This is a genomic window from Mesorhizobium sp. AD1-1 (genome assembly GCF_020164655.1).
In the GTDB taxonomy this organism is placed as follows: domain Bacteria; phylum Pseudomonadota; class Alphaproteobacteria; order Rhizobiales; family Rhizobiaceae; genus Mesorhizobium; species Mesorhizobium ciceri.
In genome coordinates, this window is sequence record NZ_JAIUGP010000016.1 from 22631 (window position 1) to 42258 (window position 19628).

General features: G+C 62.5%; 21 protein-coding genes and 1 pseudogene. 14 read left to right on the forward strand and 8 right to left on the reverse strand.

The genetic code is table 11. From position 1 onward, the window contains the following. Window positions 1-119 precede the first annotated feature (119 nt). Window positions 120-1742, reverse strand: a complete 1623-nt coding sequence (locus tag LB519_RS25230) for a tetratricopeptide repeat-containing sulfotransferase family protein (RefSeq protein WP_224621480.1) — start codon at window positions 1740-1742, stop codon at window positions 120-122. 195 nt (window positions 1743-1937) lie between these two features. Here LB519_RS25230 and LB519_RS25235 point away from each other — a divergent pair. Then, window positions 1938-2363, forward strand: a pseudogene (locus LB519_RS25235) (EAL domain-containing protein); the annotation flags it as partial. A 45-nt stretch (window positions 2364-2408) separates the two neighbouring features. On the opposite strand, the gene LB519_RS25240 reads toward LB519_RS25235, so the two are convergent. After that, on the reverse strand, window positions 2409-2828 hold the full coding sequence (locus tag LB519_RS25240; RefSeq protein WP_013530021.1) for a Kazal-type serine protease inhibitor domain-containing protein: 420 nt from the start codon (window positions 2826-2828) through the stop codon (window positions 2409-2411). Between the two features lie 501 nt (window positions 2829-3329). Between LB519_RS25240 and LB519_RS25245 the strand changes: the two genes are divergently transcribed. From LB519_RS25245 to LB519_RS25255, 3 genes are all read left to right on the forward strand, one after another. Then, a complete protein-coding gene (locus LB519_RS25245; RefSeq protein WP_006202520.1) occupies window positions 3330-3542 on the forward strand; it encodes a cold-shock protein in 213 nt (70 codons plus the stop codon). 320 nt (window positions 3543-3862) lie between these two features. Continuing rightward, the gene (locus tag LB519_RS25250) at window positions 3863-4075 is read left to right on the forward strand and encodes a cold-shock protein (RefSeq protein ID WP_013530020.1); all 213 of its coding nucleotides are present in this window, start codon (window positions 3863-3865) and stop codon (window positions 4073-4075) included. A gap of 176 nt (window positions 4076-4251) precedes the next feature. Then, window positions 4252-4683 carry a BA14K family protein gene (locus LB519_RS25255; protein ID WP_013530019.1) on the forward strand — a complete coding sequence of 144 codons (432 nt, stop codon included), beginning with the start codon at window positions 4252-4254 and terminating at the stop codon, window positions 4681-4683. Between the two features lie 127 nt (window positions 4684-4810). On the opposite strand, the gene LB519_RS25260 is transcribed toward LB519_RS25255, so the two are convergent. The 3 genes from LB519_RS25260 to LB519_RS25270 all read right to left on the reverse strand — a co-directional run bounded on the left by LB519_RS25260 (window position 4811) and on the right by LB519_RS25270 (window position 6943). Beyond that, window positions 4811-5449: an MBL fold metallo-hydrolase gene (locus LB519_RS25260; protein WP_024505622.1), complete on the reverse strand. Its 639-nt coding sequence runs from the start codon at window positions 5447-5449 to the stop codon at window positions 4811-4813. Window positions 5450-5586: 137 nt separating this feature from the next. Further along, window positions 5587-5904: a hypothetical protein gene (locus LB519_RS25265; protein ID WP_013530017.1), complete on the reverse strand. Its 318-nt coding sequence runs from the start codon at window positions 5902-5904 to the stop codon at window positions 5587-5589. Window positions 5905-6049: 145 nt separating this feature from the next. Next, entirely contained in the window at window positions 6050-6943 is an 894-nt protein-coding gene (locus LB519_RS25270; protein WP_013530016.1) for a branched-chain amino acid aminotransferase, read from the reverse strand. A gap of 246 nt (window positions 6944-7189) precedes the next feature. Here LB519_RS25270 and LB519_RS25275 point away from each other — a divergent pair, with 246 nt between their 5' ends. The 5 genes from LB519_RS25275 to LB519_RS25295 all read left to right on the forward strand — a co-directional run bounded on the left by LB519_RS25275 (window position 7190) and on the right by LB519_RS25295 (window position 12919). Continuing rightward, entirely contained in the window at window positions 7190-7723 is a 534-nt protein-coding gene (locus LB519_RS25275) for a MarR family winged helix-turn-helix transcriptional regulator (RefSeq protein WP_024505623.1), read from the forward strand. Beyond that, on the forward strand, window positions 7710-8429 hold the full coding sequence (locus LB519_RS25280) for a response regulator (RefSeq protein WP_013530014.1): 720 nt from the start codon (window positions 7710-7712) through the stop codon (window positions 8427-8429). The genes LB519_RS25275 and LB519_RS25280 overlap by 14 nt, the downstream gene beginning before the upstream one ends. 49 nt (window positions 8430-8478) lie before the next feature. Continuing rightward, a complete protein-coding gene (locus tag LB519_RS25285) occupies window positions 8479-9894 on the forward strand; it encodes an ATP-binding protein (RefSeq protein WP_013530013.1) in 1416 nt (471 codons plus the stop codon). Window positions 9895-10114: 220 nt separating this feature from the next. Further along, a complete protein-coding gene (locus LB519_RS25290) occupies window positions 10115-11137 on the forward strand; it encodes a glycosyltransferase family 4 protein (RefSeq protein WP_013530012.1) in 1023 nt (340 codons plus the stop codon). A 207-nt stretch (window positions 11138-11344) separates the two neighbouring features. Further along, complete coding sequence (locus LB519_RS25295; protein WP_013530011.1) at window positions 11345-12919, forward strand: hypothetical protein; 1575 nt, start codon at window positions 11345-11347, stop codon at window positions 12917-12919. 115 nt (window positions 12920-13034) lie between these two features. On the opposite strand, the gene LB519_RS25300 is transcribed toward LB519_RS25295, so the two are convergent. The 3 genes from LB519_RS25300 to LB519_RS25310 form a co-directional block, all read right to left on the reverse strand. Beyond that, the gene (locus tag LB519_RS25300) at window positions 13035-13394 is read right to left on the reverse strand and encodes a tRNA-binding protein (protein WP_013530010.1); all 360 of its coding nucleotides are present in this window, start codon (window positions 13392-13394) and stop codon (window positions 13035-13037) included. Window positions 13395-13421: 27 nt separating this feature from the next. Beyond that, window positions 13422-13922: a YbjN domain-containing protein gene (locus LB519_RS25305; protein ID WP_013530009.1), complete on the reverse strand. Its 501-nt coding sequence runs from the start codon at window positions 13920-13922 to the stop codon at window positions 13422-13424. Window positions 13923-14266: 344 nt separating this feature from the next. Then, complete coding sequence (locus LB519_RS25310; protein ID WP_013530008.1) at window positions 14267-14569, reverse strand: accessory factor UbiK family protein; 303 nt, start codon at window positions 14567-14569, stop codon at window positions 14267-14269. 169 nt (window positions 14570-14738) lie between these two features. Here LB519_RS25310 and lgt point away from each other — a divergent pair, with 169 nt between their 5' ends. The 5 genes from lgt to LB519_RS25335 all read left to right on the forward strand — a co-directional run bounded on the left by lgt (window position 14739) and on the right by LB519_RS25335 (window position 19402). Further along, complete coding sequence (gene lgt / locus LB519_RS25315) at window positions 14739-15593, forward strand: prolipoprotein diacylglyceryl transferase (RefSeq protein WP_013530007.1); 855 nt, start codon at window positions 14739-14741, stop codon at window positions 15591-15593. Beyond that, entirely contained in the window at window positions 15590-16678 is a 1089-nt protein-coding gene (locus LB519_RS25320; protein WP_013530006.1) for a class I SAM-dependent methyltransferase, read from the forward strand. The genes lgt and LB519_RS25320 overlap by 4 nt, the downstream gene beginning before the upstream one ends. 105 nt (window positions 16679-16783) lie before the next feature. Beyond that, window positions 16784-17578, forward strand: coding sequence for a peptidoglycan editing factor PgeF (pgeF, locus tag LB519_RS25325; protein WP_013530005.1), 795 nt, complete (start codon window positions 16784-16786; stop codon window positions 17576-17578). After that, entirely contained in the window at window positions 17578-18729 is a 1152-nt protein-coding gene (locus LB519_RS25330) for a M24 family metallopeptidase (RefSeq protein WP_013530004.1), read from the forward strand. The genes pgeF and LB519_RS25330 overlap by 1 nt, the downstream gene beginning before the upstream one ends. Window positions 18730-18772: 43 nt before the next feature. Next, window positions 18773-19402: a hypothetical protein gene (locus LB519_RS25335; RefSeq protein WP_013530003.1), complete on the forward strand. Its 630-nt coding sequence runs from the start codon at window positions 18773-18775 to the stop codon at window positions 19400-19402. Window positions 19403-19628: the final 226 nt, after the last annotated feature.

Here is a 19628-nt window from a genome sequence, read left to right on the forward strand (position 1 = left end):
CCCTCAGCTTCGTCATCCTAAGACGAAGCAGGAGCGAAGCTCCGTCGTGAAGACCCTAGGATGACGACGCGGGTGCTTAGGCCAATCTCTAAGGCCACGATCAGCTAGAGAGCGTTGCGCTAATCCAGCCTGTCCAGAAGCGGCTTCAGCCGGTCACCATAGCGCTTCCATAGATCGACCGACCCCTGATACATCGGCTGGCGCACCTGTGCGGCTGAAGCCGTGCGCACCGGTCGGTCGGTCTCGTGGAACGATAGTGCCGCGTCGTCCCAGGGCAGGCCGAGATGGGCGATCAATGCCCGCGTCTGGCCTTCCTGGTCGGCGACAAAATCCTCGTAGCGTACATCGTGCACGACGCCTGGCAGCACCGTGTGCCAATGCTTCATGATGTCGGTGTAGAGATTGTGGAAGTCGGCGAGCTCGCCGAGATCGTAGCCATAGCGATGGCTGTCGCCGCGGAAATGCACCTTGTAGATCGACAGGCAGGTGGCCGCCGCATCGCGCGCGCAGTGGATGATCCTGGCCTTCGGCATCATCATGTGGATGAAGCCGACAAGCAGGAAGTTGCCCGGCATTTTGTCGGTGACGTGGCGCATGTTCGGATAGCGGGCATGGAGCATGTCGAGATAGGCTTGGCCTGCCTCGGCAAAATCCGAATCGCCCGTATCCGATACGCCCCATGGGAAGCCACCCGGCATAGTCGCCGGGAACTGCCTGCCGACCGCCTTCTTCAAAATGCTGAGCTCGCCTGCGCCATAGACCTGCGGATGGCTGGCAATGATCTGCTCGACCAGCGTCGTGCCCGAACGCGGCATGCCGACAATGAAGATCGGCGTGTCGTCGCTGATTGAGCTGGGCCTGTGCTTCTCGAAGAAGCCGGCATCGAAGGTGGCCTTCATCGCCTCGAACTCGGCCCGCGTCCTGGCCTGGTCGTAGTCGATGCCTTTGCGGCGGATCGCATTGCCCTCGGCGAAATAGTCGAAGGCCCGGCCATAATCCTTGAGATCGTCATTCGCCTTGCCGAGTCCGAAGGACAGCTGCATGCGCGCCAGGCTGTCCTGCGGCGCCTTGGCATGCTGGGCTTCCATGCCCCCAAGCTCGCTGTCGCGCTCCTTCTGGCGCTTGACCTGCGTCAGCATCAGCCAGGCTGTGGCCATGGCGGGGTTGATCGCCAACGCCTGCCGGAACAGGTCGGCCGCCTCGTCGAGCTTGCCCTTTTCCATCAACCCGACGCCGAGCCCGTGCAGCAGGTCGGCATCCTTGGGTCGGATCGCCAGCGCTTCGCGGAAGGCAGCCAGCGCCTCATCCAGCCGCCCGGCTTCCTGCAGGGTTTCGGCAAGCCCGATGCGGGCGCGCACATGAAATGGGTTGCGTGCAACCGTGCCGCGATAAATCTCTTCGGCCTCTTCGAACTGGCCGACCTGTTTCAGCGATGAGCCGAGATTGTCGCGCGCCGCGAGTTGGTCCGGCCGCAGATCCACTGCGCCGCGGAAGAAATCGATGGCCGCAGCAGGGCGGCCGAGGTCGCGCATCACCGTACCGAAATTGTTGAGGAAATCGGGATTCGTCGGCTGCAGGCTCACCGACCGTTCGATGAGATCCAGCCCTTCTTCGCTGCGCCCGGTCTGGTGAAGCAGCAGTCCCAGGAAATGCGCCGCGGCCGCGTGCTTGGGCTGACGCGCCAGCACCTGCCGGTAGATCGTCTCAGCCTCTTGCCGGCGCCCGGCCTGATGCAGTTGCAACGCCTGCTGCACATACTGGTCGAGGCCCAGCGGCGGCTGTCCGCCTGCGCCAGACCTGGCTCCCGCACCCGCCGCTCGTCTTTGATCTCTGTTGATGGGAAACCTACCGTGTTTTATCCGCCTGTGGCGATCTAGGCCATCGGCGCCGCAGGTTCAAGGCTTCGCTTGCTGTCTCGTCCTTTCGTCGGTGCGGAAAGATCAAATCAGCACACCGCGATCCGGCCCCAGCAAATCTGGCTCGAGGCCACGGAGCGCGCGTTCATCGATATCAACTCGGCCCGCTCAACGCTCGTTCGTGCCCGCGAACTTGGCCACGCAGTGGCAATCGACGACTTCGGCACCGGCTACTCCAGCCTGTCCTATCTCGAGGGGCTGCCGCTCGATGCGCTCCTAATCGACAAATCGTTCATCGATACGATCAGCACGAATTCCGCCACCAATTCCGTCACCGCGCATATCATCGACATGGCCAAGACACTAAAGCTGAAGATCGTTGCCGAAGGCGGGGAAACGCAGGCGCAGGCCGACTACCTCGCGGCGCGCGACGTCGACTACGGCCAGGGCCGGCTGTTTGCCAGACCCATGCCCGCGTCCGAGTTCGTCGCCGACTGTCGCCGGTGAAACCGACGGCTTGATGATTGTCTTCCTCAACGAGGCGCAGCGTTCTCAGCACGGCCCGTCGCCAACGACGCGATAGTCCGCGGCACGGGCTTCGCAGGAATTGGGGAAGGTGCGCATCTCGCCATGCCGGCGCGCGCACACCGGCGCATATTCGCGGGTGCAGAACGTCTGCTCTTCACCACCGCCGCCGCCGCCACCGCCGCCACCGTCGCGGCACGGACCGTCGCGCACGATGCGGTAGCCGGCCCGGTCGGCAAGACAGGCATTGGCGAAGGTCTGGCGATCGCCGCCGCGCCGGGCACAGACCGGCTCGTACTGCTTGCTGCAATATTGCGGTTCCGGCCGGGGCGGACGCGGACGCGGCCCTGGTCCGTCATCGACGACGACGGTGCAGGCGGCAAGAAGTGCCGACAGCAACAGGATGACAAAACCCTGCCGCGAAAAGATTGCCGCCAGATATTTCATGATGATCTCCCACGATCGCGTCCCCGGTTGCCGATCCTCGCCATTCCCTTGCCAAATGCAACCCCCGTTTGCAGCCCTTTCAGTCGGAAACGCGCTGGGGCTGTAGGCGGCGTCGACCTCCTCGGCCACCTCGACATCTGGCCCATTCGTGGCCCGGTTCTGGCCGATGACCCGGCCGGCAAGCAAGCCTATGCCGAGCCCATCGATGCTCAGGTCAGTCGATTGATGCGTCGGGACGCGCCAGTACGGCGGCCCGCGGCGGTATCTTGCAACCATCACGTTTCCGTGCGATAAATTCCGTGTTCGGGCATTTGCGACCCGGAGAGCGGAACGTTTTGGACGACCTTTCCCCGATACTGTGAATCTCTGACGGCCCCGTTTTCGGCGGGGGGTTTGACCATGCGCCAATGCATGACTGCCGAAGCAACCACCGGGAACTGCCCTTTGCGCCAGGCGGCGGGCGGGACCACCAAAGACTGAACGGGTGAAGGAGTTTCCCCAATGGCCCAGACCGGCACCGTTAAATTCTTCAACGCGACCAAAGGCTTCGGTTTCATCACGCCCGATGGTGGCGCCAAGGATGTGTTCGTCCATATCTCCGCGATCGAAGCTTCCGGCTTGCGCACGCTCGTTGACGGCCAGAAGGTCACCTTCGACGTCGAGCCGGACCGCATGGGCAAGGGCCCCAAGGCCGTCAACCTCCGCGCAGCCTGAGCCATCGGCGCGCCGCATGTCACTTAGACGTGCGACGGAGGCTCCATGCCTGCACCTGGCCTGGAGAGGGATCTGAATTTGGAAAGGCGCGGCGATCTTCGTCGCGCCTTTTCCTTATCGAAGGCGCGGGCCAGTGATGTCGCCCAAGCGGCCGGGTTCTGGGCAACGACTTGCATAAAAACAAAGACCCGAAGCATGCCGCAACGTGCTTTAGACGCCCGCAAAACTTTCTCTTGCCGATGACGCTAAAATAAAGGACAAATTTCCACTCGGGCATTTGCCGGCCCGAGACTGGAGTTTATGGGACAAAGGAGCTTCCCATGCCGCAGACCGGCACCGTCAAATTCTTCAATCATGCCAAGGGCTTCGGCTTCATCACGCCCGATGATGGCGCGAAGGATGTTTTCGTCCATATTTCAGCTGTGCAGGCGTCCGGTCTTCCCGGCCTCGAGGATGGGCAGAAAGTGTCGTTCGATACCGAGCCGGATAAGCGCGGCAAGGGTCCCAAGGCCGTCAACCTGTCGGTCGGCTGAGCCGGCTCCGAACCGGCGCTCCCGGGCAGATCGCTCCCTCGAGAGCCTGTGACGTCCGTTTTGAATAAACACGTTAAAATCCGTTCAGCCCCCGTTCAGCCACGGTCGCATATTAGTCTTCGGTAAAGCCGGACCGCATCCCCGAAACTGCACGGGCCGGAACGAAGGAGACCGACATGAACCGAATTTTCAAAACCGCCGTCCTGGCCGCTGCCGTGGCCGCCACCACGCTCACGGCCTTGCCCGCCGCCAATGCGCGCGACTGGCGCCGTCATCATGGCCATCATGGCAATGGCGATGCCATTGCCGCCGGCGTGCTCGGCCTCGCGGCCGGGGCGCTGATCGGTGGCGCATTGGCCAATGACCGCCCGCCGCCCGACGCTGACCGCTACTACGATGACGGTTACTACGATCGTGACGTCGTGGTGCGCCCGGCCCCGGTCCGCCGCTATTATGCGGAGCCGCGGGTGGTCTACGCCAATCGTTATGCCGAACCGTGGACGCGTGACTGGTACGAATATTGCTCGGACCGCTACCGCAGCTTCAATTCCCGTACCGGCACGTTCACCGGCAATGACGGCGAACAGCATTTCTGCACTGCCAACTAACCAAGGGCTTCCCTGCCCCAAAACAGAAAAGCGCTGACCGCAAGGCCAGCGCTTTTTTGTTGTGGTCTCTACAATGTCAACGGTCTGCTTGAGGCTGATGAAAAACAGCAACGGTTCCGAGCCTGGTTCAAGTCAAAAAAGGATTGGTCCGCCTCTCCTCGCCAAAACGTCCGCCGGGACCGTGGCCACAGATGAAGCCGATGTCGTCGCCGAGCGGCAGGAGCTTGTCCTTGATCGAAGCGATCAGCGCCGCGTGGTCGCCGCCCGGCAGGTCGGTGCGGCCGACCGAGCCGCGGAACAGCACGTCGCCGACATGGGCGAACTTGGCTGCGCGGTTGTAGTAGACGACGTGACCGGGCGCATGGCCGGGGCAGTGCAGCACCTCGAACACATGGCCGCCGAACGACACGGTCTCGCCTTCGGCCAGGAACCGGTCGGGCACGCAGTTGCGCGCTCCGGCGATGCCGTAGCGCTTGCCCTGGTTTTCCAGATTGTCGAGCAGCGACTTGTCGGCCTCATGCGGACCGATGATCTCGACGCCGAGCGCCTCCTTCAACTCCATTGCACCGCCGGCATGGTCGATGTGGCCATGCGTTATCCAGATAGCTCCGGCTGAGATCGCATTGTCCTTCAGCACCGCCAGTACCTTGTCGATATCGCCGCCCGGATCGACGACGACGCCATGCTTGTCATCCATGTCGAACAGGATGGTGCAATTCTGCTGGAACGGTGTGACCGGCACGATGCCGGCATTGAGCTGACCCATGATCGTCCTTTCGATGTTCACGGGTGATGTAGAGGTGCCGACAAAGGGCGTCCACCCTCGAAAGACGAACAGTTAGTAGCCCCAAAACGGAAATGGGCGGCCGAAGCCGCCCATTTGGAAAGACCGAAACGGCCTGCTTACTTCTTCATGGCGCCCATGACCGCACCGAGAATGGCGGTCAGGATCGCGCCGCCGCCGGCGCCGCCGACGATGTTCTGCAGGTTCAGCGCGCTGCCGAGACCGCTCGTTGCTGCTGCCGCAGCCGCCGGATCGACCGCACCGCCACCCAGCAGGCTGCCGAGGATCGCCGCACCACCGACGCCGCCAATGGCTCCGCCCAGGATTTTGGGAAGCTGACCCATCGCCGCCGTCTTGAGCGCCGCACCGACCGCCTGACCACCAATGATGCCAGTAATCACCTGTATGATGATCGGAAGAAGCGTGTTCATGTCCATATGATTAGTCCCTCCATAGCTGTCAGCCTCCCGGGCCGACACCATCATGAGACGCCGAATTGGACGAAAGTCAAATGCAGAAACGCTGAAATAAAAGGGGCGGCCCGAAAACCGCCCCTACTTCTTAAAAAAGCTGTGACTTTCGTTATTCTGCGGCGATCGCGTGCTTGGGCTGAACGGCCGCAGAATAGTCATTCATAAGATTCTTGGCTATTTCGCCGACCTCGAATCGGTAAGGCCCGATCTCCGAAACCGGCGTCACTTCCGCTGCCGTCCCGGTCAGGAAGCACTGCTCGAAGCTTTCCAGCTCTTCCGGCAGGATGGCGCGTTCAATTACCTCCAGGCCGCGATCCTTGGCCAACCCGATGACCGTGCGGCGGGTGATGCCGTCGAGGAAGCAGTCGGGCTTGGGTGTGTGGATCTTGCCGTCCTTGACGAAGAAGATGTTGGCTCCGGTCGCTTCGGCGACCTGGCCACGCCAGTCGAGCATCATGGCGTCGGCATAGCCCTTGGCCTCGGCGGCGTGCTTGGACATGGTGCAGATCATGTAGAGCCCGGCGGCCTTCGACTTGGAAGGCGCGGTGCGCGGGTCGGGCCGGCGCCATTCCGCCACATCGAGACGGATGCCTTTCAGCTTCTGCGCAGGATCGAAATAGCTCGGCCATTGCCAGATGGCGATGGCGCAGTTGATGCGGTTGTTCTGCGCCGAGACGCCCATCTGCTCACTGCCGCGCCAGGCGATCGGCCGGACATAGGCGTCCTGGAAACCCTGCTTCTTGAGAAGCGTGGAAGAGGCGTCGTTGAGTTCGGCCACCGAATACGGGATCTTGAAACCGAGCAGGCGTGCCGATTCATGCAGGCGCTCGGTGTGTTCGTTGAGCTTGAAGATCTCGCCGCCATAGGCGCGCTCTCCCTCGAAAACAGCGCTGGCGTAATGCAGCCCGTGCGTCAGCACATGGATCTTGGCGTCACCCCATTGGACGAATTCGCCGTTCATCCAGATGAAGCCATCGAGTTGATCGAAGGGAACGGATGCCATGGTAACCTCCCACGGGCGGCAGCCCGGATAGTTGTATCGTTGTGTGTTTCGTGTCGGCCGCCCAAAGCGGCTTTTATGGTGGAGCGTAGGCGGATAATTGCGCTCTGGCAAACTTAGGAAATTCCGGAAAAACCGGCTTCCCTTGCCTTTTCGTTCGCAATCCGCCCAAAAGCTTGTCAAAAATTACCATTGCAGGGAAATTACGTCAATAGTACTGACATAATCTCTCTTTCCCACGGAGAAATAATGACGGATCGAAGCCCAGCCGCCGGAAAACCGATCAGGACCGCAATGTCGGTCGAGGACGGCATCGACTTCGCCATCATCGAGCTGCTCTTCTTTGCCTATCGCGACTTCACCTCCGATCCGGACCAGATCCTGGCCGATTACGGCTTCGGCCGGGCCCACCACCGGGTGCTGCATTTCGTCAACCGCAGGCCGGGCCTGACGGTCGCCGAACTGCTCGACGTGCTGAAGATCACCAAGCAGAGCCTGGCCCGTGTGCTCAAGCAACTGATCGACACCGACCATATCGTGCAGTTGCAAGGTCCGCGCGACCGCCGCCAGCGCGAACTTTATCCGACAGCCAAAGGCCGTGCGCTGGCGCTGGCGCTGGCGCGGCCACAGTCGCGCCGCATCCATGCTGCATTGGGGGATTCCGGAGTAACCGAACGGACCTTGGTGGAACGGTTCCTCGAAGCGATGGTCAATCCGGAACTGAGGGCGCAGATCGACGTTGGGTCCGCAAAAATGTCAGGGAAAAGCCATGGAGAGCACTGAACGGGTCGATCACGCGGCCGCGCCGGACGACGACGCGCCGCATCTGCTTGTCGTCGACGACGACACCCGCATCCGCAATCTTCTCAAGCAGTATCTGACCGAAAATGGCTTTCGCGTCACCGTTGCCGGCAATGCCGGCGAAGCCAGGCGCAAGCTTGCCGGCCTCGACTTCGACCTTCTGGTGCTGGACGTCATGATGCCCGGCGAGACGGGCGTCGACCTGACCAAGTCGCTGCGGGCCGAAAAGAACGTACCGATCCTGATGCTCACAGCGCTGTCGGAGACCGACAGCCGCATCTCAGGGCTGGAGGCTGGCGCCGACGACTATCTGCCAAAGCCGTTCGATCCGCGCGAGTTGATCCTGCGCATCAACAACATCCTGCGCCGCGGTGGCCCGGCGACCACGCCCAAGGTCGAGCAGTTGGTCTTCGGCCCCTACACCTTCCAGATCGCCCGGCGCGAATTGAAGCGTGGCGGCGAGGCGTTGAAGCTGACCGATCGCGAGCAGGAGATCCTGGCGATCTTCGCCGCGCGGGCGGGCGAGACGATACCCCGCCACGAGCTTGTCGGCGACGATTCGGAAGTCGGCGAGCGCACCATCGACGTCCAGATCAACCGGCTGCGCCGCAAGATCGAGCGCGATCCGTCCAATCCGGTCTGGCTGCAGACCGTACGCGGTATTGGGTATCGGCTCAGCGTGGAATAGAATGCCGCCTGCGGCCGGCTGAACGGCTGCGGGCAAACGAAAAGAGCGAATGGCAACCACGGAACTGGAACAGCCGGGCAATGGCGGCTTGAGCGCACGCGCCGCGCGGACGCTGAAGGCGGTGCCGCGCGCCTGGAACCGCTTCTGGCGCCTCGTCTCGCTCTATATGCCCAAGCGGCTCTATGCCCGCTCGCTGATCATCGTCATCGCGCCGATGATCCTGCTGCAATCGGTCGTCGCCTTCGTCTTCATGGAACGTCACTGGGCAACCGTGACGCAGCGCCTGTCGCAGGCCACCGTGCGCGACATCGCCGCCATCATCGACCTGATCGAGACCTATCCGCGCGATGCCGACTACACCAACATCATCCGCATCGCCCAGGACCGCATGCAGCTGAAGGTCGACCTCTTGCCGCCCGACCCACTTCCCGCGCCCGGTCCAAAGCCGTTTTTCTCGATTTTGGATGATGTTCTCTCGTCCGAGATCACCCGCCAGATCAACCGCCCGTTCTGGATCGACACGGTCGGCAACTCCAACATCGTCGAGGTGCGCGTGCAGCTCGAGGGCAAGGTGCTGCGCGTCTTCGTGCGCCGCAGCCAGGCCTATGCCTCGAACACCCACATCTTCCTGATCTGGATGGTCGGCACCTCGCTGGTGCTGCTGATGATCGCCATTCCCTTCCTGCGCAACCAGATCCGGCCGATCCTGATGCTTGCCGAAGCCGCCGAAAGCTTTGGCAAGGGCCGGCCGATGCCGCGCGATTTCCGGCCGCGCGGCGCCGAGGAGGTTCGCCGCGCCGGCTTTGCCTTCATGCAGATGCGCGAGCGCATCGAACGCCAGATCGAACAGCGCACCGCCATGCTGACCGGCGTCAGCCATGACCTCAGAACCATCCTCACTCGCTTCAAGCTGCAGCTGGCGCTTTCCGGCGGCAAGGCCGAGACCAAGGCAGCGCTCGACCAGGACATCGACGACATGCAGTCGATGCTCGAAGGCTATCTGTCCTTTGCCCGCGGCGAAGCTTCGGAAGACGCCGGACGGTTCGATCTCGAGGCCTATTTCGAAAAGCTCGACGAGGAAGCCAGGCTGCGCAAGCGTAAGCTGTCGACGACGCTTGCCGGCGATCACGATGTGCATGTGCGGCCCAATGCCTTTGCCCGGCTGATGTCCAACGTCATCGGCAACGCCTTCCGCTATGCCAAGACGGTGGAGGTCAACGCCACCCATGGCCGCGGCTCGCTGCTGGTCACCATCGACGACGATGGTCCGGGCATTCCCGCCGACCGACGCGAAGACGTGTTCAAGCCTTTCGTGCGGCTCGACGAGGCCCGCAACCTCGATGCCAGCGGCACCGGGCTCGGCCTGTCGATCGCCCGCGACATCGCCCGCTCCCATGGCGGAGACATCACTCTTGAAGACAGCCCGCTCGGCGGACTGCGCGCCATCATCAAGGTTCCGGCATAACCGGGCACGATTGCGAAAAGTGGAACCGGCTTCATCCGCCCGTCATGAAACCATGATCAAGAGCGCGCATGAAGCGCGCGACCTCAATTGATTCGGCCTTGCCGCCTATCTTCGACCCCGTACCTGTCCGGGTGCGCTGGAGCGAAGCGAGAGCAGCAGGCTGGTCGCCGTTCCGGCATCGTCTCAAGGCAACCGTCGACCTTTCAAGCAAAGGGCCGCCATGCGCATACTGATGGTCACCGATGCCTGGCGCCCGCAGGTCAACGGCGTCGTCCACACGTTGGAGCGGCTCACCGAGACGCTGAAATCCTTCGACGTCGCGGTGGATTTCCTGACGCCCAATATCTTTCGCACCCTGCCCTTGCCGACCTATCCCGACATCAGGCTGGCGCTGACCACGCCCGGCCATGTCGCGCGCCTGATCGACGCCGGCAAGGCCGACCACATCCACATCGTCACCGAAGGACCGCTGGGCATCATGGCGCGGCGCTATTGCCGCAATGCCGGCCGTCCATTCACCACCAGCTATCACACGCGCTTTCCCGAATATCTCAGCGCCCGCCTGCCGGTGCCGGAAAGCTGGGCCTATCGCTGGCTGCGCGATTTTCATAATTCCGGCCAGGGCACGCTGGTGGCCACCCAGTCGCTCGCCGACGACCTTTCCGCGCGCGGCTTCACCAAGCTGCGGCCATGGACGCGCGGCGTCGACACCGACCATTTCCGCCCGGACAGGAAGAAGGACCTCGGCTTCCCCGGCCCGATCTTCCTCTGCGTCGGCCGCGTCGCCATCGAAAAGAACCTGGGTGCTTTCCTCGACCTCGACCTGCCCGGCAGCAAGGTGATCGTCGGCGAAGGCCCCGAGCTTGCCAGACTGAAGGCGAAATATCCGCAAGCGCATTTCCTCGGCCATCGCCCCAACGACGAACTGGCCGAGATCTATGCCTCGGCCGACGTCTTCGTCTTCCCGAGCCGCACCGACACGTTCGGCAACGTCATCATCGAGGCACTGGCCAGCGGCACGCCGGTTGCCGCCTATCCGGTGACCGGGCCGATCGACATTGTCGGCGATGGTTTTGGCGGCGCGGTCTCCAACGATTTGCGCGAGGCCTCACTCGCCGCGCTCAACGTCGACCGTGCCGAAGCCCGCGAACGCGCCATGCGCTACAGCTGGAAGGCCTGTGCGGAAATGTTCCTCGACACGGTCGAGGAAGCACTGGGCACACGGCGAAAGCTGGCGGCCTGATCGTGCTTTTCGTTATCCAAGGGCGAAGCTGACACACCGCCACGGATGACAAAGCGCGGCGACGCACAATCAACCGTTAGTCTGCCACGGCACCTTGTTTCAAAGGGATGGTTCGGCGTGACGTATTGTGCGACTTCGGAGCCATGACCAAGTCAGATTGATAATTGTCGGCGACTCAAAATTTACCATTTCTACCTACATTGTGGCATGCTCGAAGCAACAGCCAGCAACAAAATCAACAGTTACACGAGCCATTTCATCAGGCCCGAAGGTATCTTGCTGATAGTTCTGCTGGTGGTGGCTTTCTTGCCCGTACTGCTCGTCGACATACCCGCTATGGCAGACTATCCAAATCATCTCGCAAGAATGTCGATCCTGATGCGCGCCGGTACGCCCGAAGCCCATCCCTATTATGAAGCCGCGTGGGCACCCTACCCTAATCTAGCCATGGATCTCGTCGTCCCGTTCGCTGGGCGCTTGATCGGGATCGAACTGGCATCAAAGCTTTTCTATCTAGTCTCGCAAATGCTGGTCGTCAGCGGGGCAATGGCCGTCGGAGCGGCCGCACAGGGGCGTGTGATCCTCAGCGGCTTCGTCGCTTCGCTCTTCCTCTACGCCATGCCTTTCGCTTTCGGATTCGTGAATTTTGAATTTGGACTGGGGATCGTTCTTTGGTCCATCGCGGTTTGGATTTGGCTTGCGGAAAGACCTTTGCCGCTGCGCCTTGCGATCCACGCCGTCTTCGTCCTGGTTCTGTATATCTCTCACCTATTTGCCCTCGGCCTGTATGGCATTGTGGTGGGGCTGTACGAACTCTCCCGCTGGCCAGACCATATTGAGAATTGGAAACGCACGATCTTGCTGGTTGCCGGAATGGCTGCTCCGGTCGTCGCAGTTGGCGCCCTGGCGCTCGCCTACGGCGGCAAAGTGGGTGGCGAAGGAACCGAATGGGCCCTGTCGGCGAAATTGTTGGCGCTGGTTCAAGTCAACGGCTTCAGCAGATACACTTCCTCAGCTGTGACCGTGGTGCTGGTCATTCTCAGTTACCTTGCGGTGAAGCACAGGATGGTGGCGGTCTCTCGCGTCGGCTGCTGGATAGGCTTTGGGCTCTTGTGCCTGTTCATTGTCATGCCGTTTCGCGTTGTGGACACGGCCTTTGTCGACGGGCGCGTCCTTCTGGCGCTTATTCTGATCCTGCCAGCCTTCGTCACGATCAAGCGTCCGCAAGACTCGCGTGGAACACTTCTCGTCGCGCTGGCGTTTGGCGCCGGGCTTGCAAACAGTGGCATCGCGATCTGGGCCCAAACGTCGTGCCGCAGCGAATATCGTGCCCTTATGACCGCGTTCGACGCCATTCCAATGGGTTCGCGAATCCTTACCGGCCAGAATGGCCTTCCAGACGACCCGCCAACGAATCTGCTCCTTTATCCAATGTACAATGCTGCCGCGTTGGCCGTAGTCACACGCAATGCACTGATGCCAACGCTGTTCACCTATCCGGGAAAACAGCCGGTCAGGCCCCGGCCGGAAGTGGCAAACCTGACCGTTCCGCAAGGCGGGCCTATCCCGATGTCTGAGCTGGAGGCCTACGCCGCCGGTGCATTACCACCGGTCGAGGCGGCGTATGCAGCGCATTGGACCCGTGACTTTGACTATCTGCTGGTAATCGCGCCGGAGCGCAGCCCGCCACGACACGGCAACCTTGAATTAATCGCCGAAGGCAAACAGTTCAAATTTTACAGAATAAGGAAATTGGTCGACGCGGACAGGAAAAGCGGATGATGTCCACGCGCGACACTCCTGTCACGACATGGCATGAAATTCATGCTGAAGCATCTGCCGAAAGGATTATCAATCCATCCCGGTTCGCGGGGGATTCCGATCCCCAGTTGAGACCCTAAAACAACCGCCCGCCATCCGGCACCTTACGCTCGATCGCGCCGAGCACCACGGCGCCCTCTTCGTCGGGAAAGCCGAGAGTGAGCACTTCCGACATGAATGGACCGATCTGGCGCGGCGGGAAATTGACCACCGCGAACACCTGCCGGCCGATCAGCGTCTCCGGTGTATAGTATTTGGTGATCTGCGCCGACGATTTCTTGATACCGATGCCGGCGCCGAAATCGATCTTCAGCTTGAACGCGGGCTTGCGCGCCTCGGGAAACGGCTCGGCCTCGACGATCGTGCCGGCGCGGATGTCGACACGATCGAAATCGGCAAAACTGATCTCGGGCTTGCGCTCGGTGTTCGAACTCATCTTGGTCTTGTCTGCCTTAACGGGGACTCAGGCGTTGCCGTAGGTCTCGAACAGCACACCGGCCAGGGCGTCCTTGGCCGAGGTTCCCGACCAGACGACGAACTGGAACGCCTGGAAATAGCATTCGCAGGCTTCCAGCGCCGACGACAGCAACACTTCGACCTGCTGGCTCGACGGCTCGACCCCGCCGGCCAGCAGCAGCGACTGGCGGAACATGATCGCGCCCTCCTGCTCCCAGAGGTCGAAATGGCCAAACAGCATCTGCTCGTTGATCAGCGACAAGAGCCGCATCACTTCCAGCGTGCGGGTCTCCGGCACCTTGATATCGAAGGCGCAGGCCAGGTGCAGCGCCTCGAAATCCTCCATCCACGAAAAGGAGACGTGATAGTCGGTCCAGCTTCCGGCAACCGAGATCGAAATCTCGTCGTCGCCGGCCCGCTCGAAGGACCAGTCGTTGTTGTGGGCCACCTGCTCGATAACATCCACCGGATGGATTTCGCGGGAGAATTCGAGTTCGAGAAGTTCCATGGAATGCTTCCTGTCGTTCTGTACGAGCGCCGCCACACGCTCCGCGGGAGGGCACACACAACGAACAATCTTGTCTAGAACTCGGACGGCCAGGACTTTCTTCGCGCAAAGACGACTTCTCGACGCAAAGACCCCAGACCGGACCCCACCGCCCGGTCGCATGATCCTGCTCCGAATCATGCAACAAATTCAGTCTATTGATCGGGAGTCGCGTGAACAGCCCAATTTTTCGCACTGCGTCATTCGCATGTGGAAAGCCGCTGTCACAAAGATTCATGCAATGCCGTTAAGCGATTCACGGCAAAGCGCTTTTCAGGATCGGGCTATGTGGAAAAGTTTAACGATTATTTTTTTGTGCGCGGCTTGGCGGCCGTCGCTGGTGTGGCGTCGCCGGCCAGTTCTGCAAGCTTCGCCTCGAGCGCCTCGATGCGGGCGGCAAGGCGGGTATTCTCTTCCCGCGCTTTGGCGGCCATCTCGCGCGCGGCTTCGAACTCTTCGCGCTGCACCACGTCCATCGTATTGAGAATGCGCTCGGCCTGCCCCTTGAAGGCGGTCTCCACCTCACGGCGCACGCCCTGGGCGGCGCCGGCGGCGTCGGTCATCAGCTTGGCGAATTCATCGAGAATGCGGTTCGGTCCGGTCGACATGGCAAATCCTCGCGCTTGCACAAAATTGACGTAGTGGCGCCGCGCGTCGAATGCAAGCTTGTTGCACCTTGCTGCGGCATCAAGTCGAGTGCGCCCACCTTGCCTTGACCCTGCCAAAACCCTGCCGCATGGTCCGCGCCCAAACACGCTCGCAACCGAGAGTTCCCCGTTGAACGAATATTTCCTGCTGCCGCTGGCCTCCCTGCCCTTCCCCAACATCAACCCGATCCTCATCCAGATCGGGCCGCTGGCGGTGCACTGGTATGGCGTCGGCTATATCGTCGGCATCCTGTTCGCCTGGTGGTATGCCAAGCGGCTCGCCGCCAATGCCAGGCTGTGGCCGAACGGCGTCCTGCCGATGAAGCCGGAGGATCTCGACGATTTCATCGTCTGGGCGGCCATCGGCGTCGTGCTCGGAGGCCGCACCGGCTATGTGCTCTTCTATGATCTGGCGCGCTACATCGCGCACCCGCTCGATATCTTCGCCGTGTGGCAGGGCGGGATGTCGTTCCATGGCGGCCTGCTCGGCGTCATCCTCGCCATGACGCTGTTTTCCATCAAGCGCGGCATCCGCACCTGGTCGCTGTTCGATGTCGTGGCGGCCGGCGTGCCGGTCGGCCTCGGCCTGGTGCGCGTCGCCAACTTCATCAATTCCGAACTGTGGGGCCGACCAACCGACGTGCCCTGGGCGTTCGAGTTTCCCAATGGCGGGCCGTTTGCCCGTCATCCGAGCCAGCTTTACGAGGCGCTGCTCGAGGGTGTGGTGCTGTTCCTCGTGCTGCGCATTCTCACCCATTCGCGCCTCAGGCTGAAGACGCCGCGCTTCGTCGGCGGCGCCTTCATCTGCGGCTATGGCCTGTCGCGCATCTTCGTCGAGTTCTTCCGCGAGCCTGACCAGCAGCTCGGCTATCTCCTCGGCACCAACTGGTTGACCATGGGCATGATCCTGTCGTCGCCGATGGTGCTGGCCGGCATCTGGGCGATGCTGACCGCCAAGCCGGTGGCACAGCCGCAGCCGGCATGACACGGCTGAAGACCCGCATCGTCGACCTGATCGAGGCCCTTGGGCCGCTTCCCGTCAACGAGTACATGGCGCTGTGCCTGTTCGACCCGGCGGACGGCTACTACACGACGCGCGAGCCCTTTGGTGCGGGCGGCGACTTCGTCACCGCGCCGGAGATCAGCCAGATGTTCGGCGAACTGGTCGCGGTCTGGATGTACCAGGTCTGGGCAGCGAGCGGCCGGCCACTGCCGGTCACCATCGCCGAGATCGGACCCGGCCGCGGCACGCTGATGAAGGACATGCTGCGCACGCTGTCGCGGCTCGATCCTGACCTGGCCAACGGCGCCACCTTCGCCATGATCGAGACAAGCCCGCGCCTGACCGAGGTGCAAAAAAAGACGCTTGGCGTCACACCCTTCGCGGTTGGCTGGCACGAAACCATCGAGACCTTGCCGCAACAATCGCTGTTCATCGTCGGCAACGAACTGTTCGACGCAGTGCCCATCCGCCAGTTCATCCGCGCCGGCGCCGGCTGGCGCGAGCGCATGGTCGGCCTCGACGAGACCAACGACCTTTGCTTCTTCGCCGGCGCCGGCTCGGTCGACCCGACGCTGCTGCCCGCCGATGCCGCTGACGCGCCGCAAGGTGCGATCGCCGAAGTGGCGCCTGCCCGCACCGCGCTGATGGCAACAATCGCCGAGCGCATATCCAGGCATGGTGGCGCCGGCCTGTTTCTCGACTACGGCCATTTCCAGCCGGGTGTCGGGGACACCCTGCAGGCCTTGCGCAGCCACGATCACGAAGATGTGCTGGCCAATCCCGGTGAGGCCGACCTCACCTCCCACGTCGATTTCGCCGCCCTTGCCGCGATCGCGCGTGCACATGGCCTCGAAGCCCATCTGACGACACAGGGCGATTTCCTGCTCGGCATGGGCATCCTCGAGCGCGCCGGCCGGCTTGGCGCCGATGCCGGCCAGGCGGCGCGCGAAAGGATCGCCGGCGACGTCGAGCGCCTCGCAGGGCCGCAAGCCATGGGCGAGCTGTTCAAGGTGCTTGCGGTGCTGCCTCGCGGCGTGGCGGTTCGGCCCTTTGCCGAGGCGGATTGACTTTTTACCGCCGCCCCTCCCAATCTCCCGTCCGCGCTTTGCAGCCTGTTCTCGACCAAGCACCTTCTTCTTGACGAAACCGCCCACACGGACAACAACGCCCGCATGCTGAATCAGACCAAACCGGATCCCGTTCGGTCGCCGCTGCTGGACGAGGCGCAGGCACAAGGCATCCGCCACGGCTATTTCACCCGCGTCGGCGGTGTTTCCGGCGGCATCTATCAGGGCCTCAACATCGGCACCGGATCGGATGACGACCAGGTGCTGGTGGCTGAGAACCGCGCCCGTGTCGCTGCCTGGATGGGCGTGCCGGCAAGGCATCTGTTGACCGCCTGGCAAATCCATTCGCCCGATGTCGTCATCGCCAAGGAGCCCTTTGCCGGCGAGCGCCCCAAGGCGGACGCCATCGTCACCGACCGGCCGGGCATCGCCATCGGCGCCTCGACCGCCGATTGCGGTCCCGTGCTGTTCGCTGATGCGCAGGCGCGCATCATCGGCGCCGCGCATGCCGGCTGGAAAGGCGCGTTCACCGGCGTGCTCGAAAACACCATCCTGGCGATGGAAAGCCTCGGCGCCCGGCGCCAAAACATCGTCGCCGTGCTAGGCCCCTCCATCGGCCCGCGAAACTACGAGGTCGGCCCGGAATTCGTCGCCCGCTTTGTCGAAGCCGACGCCGAAAACATCCTCTATTTCGCTCCGTCCGCCAATGCCGGCCATGCGATGTTCGACCTCAACCGCTACACGGTTGACCGGCTGGCCAAGGCAGGCGTGACGGCTGAGGGCCTAGACCGCTGCACTTACGCCGAGGAAGGCCTGTTCTACTCCTATCGGCGCACCACGCATCGCAAGGAGCCCGATTACGGCCGGCAGGTTTCGGCAATTGTCTTGGAGAGGGAATAATGGCGCTGCATTTTGAACGATCTGAATTTGACGCGCGGCGCGACCGGCTGATCATCGAGATGGCCGAAAAGAAGCTCGACGCCATCCTGCTGTTCGCGCAGGAAAGCATGTATTGGCTGACCGGCTACGACACGTTCGGCTTCTGCTTCTTCCAGTGCCTGGTGGTCAAGGCCGACGGTTCGATGGTGCTTCTGACCCGCTCGGCCGACCTGCGCCAGGCGCGTCAGACCTCGATTATCGACAACATCGTCTTGTGGACCGACCGCAACGGCGCCAATCCTGCGGTCGACCTGCGCAATCTGCTCAACGAACTCGACCTGCTCGGCGCCCGCATCGGCGTCGAATACGACACCCACGGCCTGACCGCCTTCAACGGCCGCCGCCTGGACGAGCAGTTGCAGACCTTCGGCCAGATCGCCGATGCGTCCGGCATTGTCGGCCGGCTGCGCCTGTTTAAGAGCCCGGCCGAGATAGCCAAGGCCGAGAAGGCCGCCAATCTCTCCGACGATGCGCTCGACGCGGCACTGCCGCTGATCAAGCAAGGCGGCGACGAAGCTCTGATCCTGGCCGCCATGCAGGGCGCGATCTTCGCCGGCGGCGGCGACTATCCGGCCAACGAGTTCATCATCGGCTCCGGCGTCGATGCGCTGCTGTGCCGCTACAAGGCCGGCCGCCGCAAGCTCACCAAGAACGACCAGCTGACGCTCGAATGGGCCGGCGTCTTCAACCACTACCATGCGCCGATGATGCGCACGGTGCTGACCGGCAAGGTGTCGAAGCGCCATCAGGAACTGTTCGACGCCGCCCGCGCAGCACTCCTGGCTGTCGAGAAGGCGATGATGCCGGGCAACAGCTTCGGCGACGTCTTCGATGCGCATGCCCGCACCATGGAGGCACACGGCCTGACCAAGCACCGGCTGAACGCCTGCGGCTATTCGGTCGGCGCCCGCTTCACCCCGTCCTGGATGGACATGCCGATGTTCTACCAGGGCAATCCCGAACCGATCGCGCCCAACATGACGCTGTTCGCCCATATGATCATCATGGACTCCGACACCGAGACGGCGATGACGCTTGGCCGCACCTACCTGACCACCGAATCCCAGCCCAGGCCGCTGTCCCGCCATGATCTCGACTTGATCGTAAAGTGAATCCACAGTGGGAGGCGTTCTTCGCCAAGGAGTTAGAAGGCAAATGAGACGATCGCATGTGACGACCGTGTCATTGCTTGTGGCATTGGCTCTTGCTGCCTGCACCAACGCAAAGGACGTGCTCGAACCGTCGGCGATCACCCCGCCGGCGACGTCGACCCAGACGCTGCCCGCAACGTCAGGCAACACGGCGGCGACGGTTCCGGCCGGGCCCGCCACCAGCACGTCTGGCGCTCCCGCAACCGCCGCCGCCCCGGTCACATCAGCCCAAAGCGCTGCCATCCTGTCGAAGACCCGCTTGCAGATCGCGCCGATCGTAGGCGCTTCGGTGGAAGCTGCGACACCTCTGACGGCGGAGTTGCAGACCCGTGCCAGGCAGCGCGGCATCACTCTCGCCGGCAGCGCCGACCAGACCGTGACACATGTGCTGAAAGGCTATTTCTCGACGATGTCGGAAGGCGCCGACACCACCGTCATCTATGTCTGGGACGTCTATGACCCCGCTGGCAACCGGCTGCACCGCATCAATGGCCAGCAGAAGGCTCCGTCGGTCAATTCCGGCGGCAGCGCGGGCGGCGACAGCTGGAAGGGGATCTCGCCGGCCACCATGCAGGCGATCGCCGACCAGACCATCGACCAGTTCGCCGCCTGGCTCGGCGGCAAGGCGGGCTAGAGGCATCGGACCCCAAAGTGGAGACGGTTTTGGGAAAATCCGATGCCCAATGAGAAGAAGGACCAGCACAAATCCCGTGCTCCCTGTTGCAGTCCGGCGATGGCGCGGAGCTTTCTTGAGTTTAGCCGGCGGATTCCCGATCTCGGCGCTTGCAATACCAGCGCGGGCCGCTAAAAGCCCGGTTAAAGGGCGCAAGCGAGTCCGTCAGGCCTCATCATCCTCCACC

Coding starts and splice junctions, on each gene's coding strand:
- LB519_RS25240 (WP_013530021.1), bottom strand. CDS start 2,828: ATGAAATATCTGGCGGCAATCTTTTCGCGGCAGGGTTTTGTCATCCTG.
- LB519_RS25245 (WP_006202520.1), top strand. CDS start 3,330: ATGGCCCAGACCGGCACCGTTAAATTCTTCAACGCGACCAAAGGCTTC.
- LB519_RS25250 (WP_013530020.1), top strand. CDS start 3,863: ATGCCGCAGACCGGCACCGTCAAATTCTTCAATCATGCCAAGGGCTTC.
- LB519_RS25255 (WP_013530019.1), top strand. CDS start 4,252: ATGAACCGAATTTTCAAAACCGCCGTCCTGGCCGCTGCCGTGGCCGCC.
- LB519_RS25260 (WP_024505622.1), bottom strand. CDS start 5,449: ATGGGTCAGCTCAATGCCGGCATCGTGCCGGTCACACCGTTCCAGCAG.
- LB519_RS25265 (WP_013530017.1), bottom strand. CDS start 5,904: ATGGACATGAACACGCTTCTTCCGATCATCATACAGGTGATTACTGGC.
- LB519_RS25270 (WP_013530016.1), bottom strand. CDS start 6,943: ATGGCATCCGTTCCCTTCGATCAACTCGATGGCTTCATCTGGATGAAC.
- LB519_RS25275 (WP_024505623.1), top strand. CDS start 7,190: ATGACGGATCGAAGCCCAGCCGCCGGAAAACCGATCAGGACCGCAATG.
- LB519_RS25280 (WP_013530014.1), top strand. CDS start 7,710: ATGGAGAGCACTGAACGGGTCGATCACGCGGCCGCGCCGGACGACGAC.
- LB519_RS25285 (WP_013530013.1), top strand. CDS start 8,479: ATGGCAACCACGGAACTGGAACAGCCGGGCAATGGCGGCTTGAGCGCA.
- LB519_RS25290 (WP_013530012.1), top strand. CDS start 10,115: ATGCGCATACTGATGGTCACCGATGCCTGGCGCCCGCAGGTCAACGGC.
- LB519_RS25295 (WP_013530011.1), top strand. CDS start 11,345: ATGCTCGAAGCAACAGCCAGCAACAAAATCAACAGTTACACGAGCCAT.
- LB519_RS25300 (WP_013530010.1), bottom strand. CDS start 13,394: ATGAGTTCGAACACCGAGCGCAAGCCCGAGATCAGTTTTGCCGATTTC.
- LB519_RS25305 (WP_013530009.1), bottom strand. CDS start 13,922: ATGGAACTTCTCGAACTCGAATTCTCCCGCGAAATCCATCCGGTGGAT.
- LB519_RS25310 (WP_013530008.1), bottom strand. CDS start 14,569: ATGTCGACCGGACCGAACCGCATTCTCGATGAATTCGCCAAGCTGATG.
- LB519_RS25320 (WP_013530006.1), top strand. CDS start 15,590: ATGACACGGCTGAAGACCCGCATCGTCGACCTGATCGAGGCCCTTGGG.
- pgeF (WP_013530005.1), top strand. CDS start 16,784: ATGCTGAATCAGACCAAACCGGATCCCGTTCGGTCGCCGCTGCTGGAC.
- LB519_RS25330 (WP_013530004.1), top strand. CDS start 17,578: ATGGCGCTGCATTTTGAACGATCTGAATTTGACGCGCGGCGCGACCGG.
- LB519_RS25335 (WP_013530003.1), top strand. CDS start 18,773: ATGAGACGATCGCATGTGACGACCGTGTCATTGCTTGTGGCATTGGCT.